Origin of the sequence: Mesorhizobium sp. M4B.F.Ca.ET.089.01.1.1 (assembly GCF_004022605.1) — a bacterium.
Lineage (GTDB): Bacteria > Pseudomonadota > Alphaproteobacteria > Rhizobiales > Rhizobiaceae > Mesorhizobium > Mesorhizobium abyssinicae.
In genome coordinates this window covers 1-3,468 of the sequence record NZ_RZOS01000534.1, presented here as the reverse complement: position 1 = coordinate 3,468, position 3,468 = coordinate 1, and the positions used below count along the sequence as shown (strand labels likewise).

At 58.5% G+C, this 3,468-nt stretch carries 2 protein-coding genes and 1 pseudogene; all 3 read right to left on the bottom strand.

Annotated elements, in window-relative coordinates:
• Window positions 1-120: 120 nt before the first annotated feature.
• Window positions 121-825 carry a type IV secretion system protein gene (locus EN780_RS30085; protein WP_128276105.1) on the bottom strand — a complete coding sequence of 235 codons (705 nt, stop codon included), beginning with the start codon at window positions 823-825 and terminating at the stop codon, window positions 121-123.
• Between the two features lie 11 nt (window positions 826-836).
• Window positions 837-1,862, bottom strand: a complete 1,026-nt coding sequence (locus EN780_RS30080) for a lytic transglycosylase domain-containing protein (RefSeq protein WP_245500172.1) — start codon at window positions 1,860-1,862, stop codon at window positions 837-839.
• A 56-nt stretch (window positions 1,863-1,918) separates the two neighbouring features.
• A pseudogene (locus EN780_RS30075) lies at window positions 1,919-3,468 on the bottom strand (type VI secretion protein); the annotation flags it as partial.

Here is a 3,468-nt window from a genome sequence, read left to right as displayed (position 1 = left end):
GCGTAGGACGTCAGATTTGCGGGTCGCTTGCAGGGGGCCGTTTTGTCTTTGACCGTGCCGCAGCCGGCAACGCCGGCCGCGATCACGACGAGGAACAAGCCCCTGACTATGTAAGCAGGCTTAGTTACCACCGTAGGTCAACGCCTTCTTCGAGTTGGAAATGTCGGTGAGCCGGCGCTGATTGTCTGCCTGAAGAGAACCGACAGCACCGTTCATCACGCCGATCAGCTCGTTGATGGTGAGGCCGGCCTGGACCTGCAATTGGGTGTTCTGATCGATCGACCCTTTGATGTCCTGAGCCTGGCCGATGCTCTGTCCGGCTTGCTCCAGGGCGCTCCGGCGCGTCGTCACGGCCTCCTGCGATCCGGTCACAAGGGCCGAAACGCCAAGGACCGTGTTCATCAGCTCTTCATAGGACTTGTCGCTGGAAAAGCCGCTGTTTGACTTGCCAGAGAGGCTTTTCACAAGCTGCAGGCCATTGATGAAGGTGGTCGCGATCTTGCTGATGTCGCCACCCATGCCGCCGAAATTTGGCACACCGCCTGACATGATGCTGTCGAAGGATGGCATGGAGGACACGCTGAAACCGTTGCCAACAGCCAGATTCTGCATCTGGTTGGCATCACCACCGCGATCGCCGGTGACGGCCTTCAACGTGTCTTCGACAGTCGACAGGATGTCCTTGTTCGTGTTCAGGATCTTGTCGGTAGTCATGGCCGTTTCCTTGGCCACCTTGAGATTGGCGCCGTCGATGACTGGCACACCTGACGCCCATGCCGCGGAAGCAAAGAGAACCGAACACGCAGTGAGGATAGAGCGCTTCATGGAAGGTCTCCTTATTGAAGCTTGAGTTGCAGGTTGAGGGTGGATTCACGCTCGCGCTTCTGGACACAGGCTTGGTCTGCCGGGCTCCAGGCGAACCCTTCGCGCGGGTCGCACAGACCAGTGGTTTCGCGCGGCATCTCGCCTTTGTTTTTGTCTCCAGAGGACTGAGATGAGCCTGACGTTTCAGTCAGCTGCATCGCGTTTCTTGAATTGAACAGGTCTGCCATTGTCGTCCCGAGCAGGATGACCTGGTTCATCATTTCGAGATTGGCGTTTCGCGCACCGGAATTGTGGTCCCAGCTGTCCTGAATGGTTCCAGTGGTCAGGCCGCCGAGCTGCTGCAGCCATGACGCGACGTTGGCGCCGCTCTCCTGCGTGGCTTGTGACGTCGCCATGGCGTTGATCGTCGAATCCCGCATGCCAGTGTACGATGTGCTGCCGCCGCCGTAGTTGATCGGGATGTTCGCCCCATTCGCCCCACCGAGTTCTGGCAGCCACTGTTGCGTGATCTTTTTGACGTAACCCTGTGTTTCCTTGAACGGCGGGATGCCACCGTATTTCTGGACGTTGCCGTGACCGGAATTGTAGGCCGCAAGTGCCAGATTCACGTTGCCGCCGAACCGCTTGAGCTGCTGTTTCAGATAGCGGGCGCCGCCACGCAAATTGGACTCGATATTGTAGCGATTGACGCCGAGATCGCTTGCGGTCCCCGGCATCAGCTGTGTGAGGCCGTATGCGCCGGCGCCGGATTGGGCGCATGGATTGAAACGGCTTTCTTGGTAGACGAGAGCCATAAACAGGTTCTCGTCGACGCCTTCTTCCCGCGCGACCCTTTTGACCAGGCCGACGATTTCAGGGTTGGCTTGCGCGGCCGCGGCCGGATCGTCCTTGCGACCTTCCCTGTAGACGGAGCAGGTCACCCCTTTGTTGATCGAATACCGGTCCTTGTCGGTCTTTTTGATTTCGCCGGTCTCGTCCTTCTGATCCGTTCTTGTACCGAGGTTTGCTCCGTCGATGACGGGAACACCGGACGCCATTGCCGGAACGGGGGTGGCGAGTGTTGTCACCAGCAAACCAAGGGCCAGACGATTTCTCATTGAGCCTTCTCCCATCCGCAAAATTGAGCCAGCCACCTTTCCGGCTCGTCGCCGTATTGTTCCCGAAGTGCTGCGCACTCCTCGATCGTCTTCTTTCGGCCCGACAGGACCTTGACCATGTCGGGCATCGACGACAGATCGAGCCGGGCAATGACCGAGTCATTCCCGTGCTTGATGAGAAAGGTGCGCTTCTCAGGCGGGGTGTTTTTGATGAAGTTGAATTCTTTGACCGTCAGGCCAAAGCGGGTGATGTAGCTTTCCTCGTCGGCGCGCGGATTAGGGAAGTGGATGTTCGTTGCCGACTGCTCGATCAGCGTGTGTGATGCGCGGGCCTTGGCGATGTCGGCCGCCGACTGCGTTCCGAAACCGACGATGCCGTTGAGCTTGCGGATGGTTTTCATCTTGTCGACGATGAACGCCGAAAAGGTCTCGTCCTGGAGCAGCTGCCAGCCTTCATCCATGAAGAACATGACAGGATCGCCATTCAGCAGCTCATCCAGCCGATGGTAGAGGTACATCAGCGCCGGTGTGCGCAGCTCCTCATTTGCGAGGATGTTGGTCATGTCGAAGCCAAAGACACGATGCCCTGAGAACGACAGAACGTCGTGCTGAGCGTTGAACAGCCATGCCTTTTCGCCGTCGATCCATGGCCGCAGCCGTGCGTGAAGGTCGTTGGCGTCTGCGCGAGAACGACCGACGAGCAGGGTCGACAGGTTCGCCAAGTTGCGCTCAGCCGCGGGCTCTTGCATGAGCCGAGCCAAGGCCTTTTCGAGTGTGTCTTCGTCTTCCTGGCCAAAGTCGCGACCATCGTTGGCGCGAAGCATTGCCTTTAGCAGCCGCAGGAGAAAATCGCGGTTCGCTCCGGTGTTCTCGAGCTGGAGAGGGTTGAAGCCGGTGGGTGTTTCCGGTGACAGCACCTCGTAGGTGCCGCCAACCGCCCGAATGAAGATCTCCGCACCGCGATCCTTGTCAAAGAAAACTGCCTTGGGCGCGGGATTGATACGCATCGCCTGGGCAAGCAAGAACGTCAGGCCGACCGTTTTGCCCGAGCCGGTCGGACCAGTGACGAGGAAATGGCCAATGTCGCGTTGGTGAAAGTTGAACCAGTACGGCGTTTGCGACGTCGTTTCGAGGATCGTGATCGGCAGGCCCCAATGCGCGCCGTCGGATTGCCCCGTCGCGAAATTGTGCATCGACGACAAACCGGCGAAATTGCCGCTCGACAGCAACGCCTTGCGGGCGATGTAACTGTGATTTCCCGGCAATTGCGCCCAAAAGGCTGCTTCGAGGTTCATATCCTCGCGCAGCCAGTTGATGTTCATGTCGGTGAGGCATGCCCCAAGCTCGGAGACCGCCTTGCTCACGCCCTCCAGATCGCGCGACAGGCACAACAATGTCAGATGGTGGAAGCCGAAAACGGCTTCCTGGTTCATCAGACTGTTAACTGCGAAATCGATGTCGTGTTCGACCGAGCTACCCGCTTCGTCCGAGGCCTGGATTTGACGCTGCAGGCGGGTAATTCGCTCTTGAGCAATGGGCTTATCCG

What these genes read in the sequence shown, in the direction of transcription:
- EN780_RS30085 (WP_128276105.1), bottom strand. Translation starts at nt 825, where the DNA reads ATGAAGCGCTCTATCCTCACTGCGTGTTCGGTTCTCTTTGCTTCCGCG.
- EN780_RS30080 (WP_245500172.1), bottom strand. Translation starts at nt 1,862, where the DNA reads ATGGCGTCCGGTGTTCCCGTCATCGACGGAGCAAACCTCGGTACAAGA.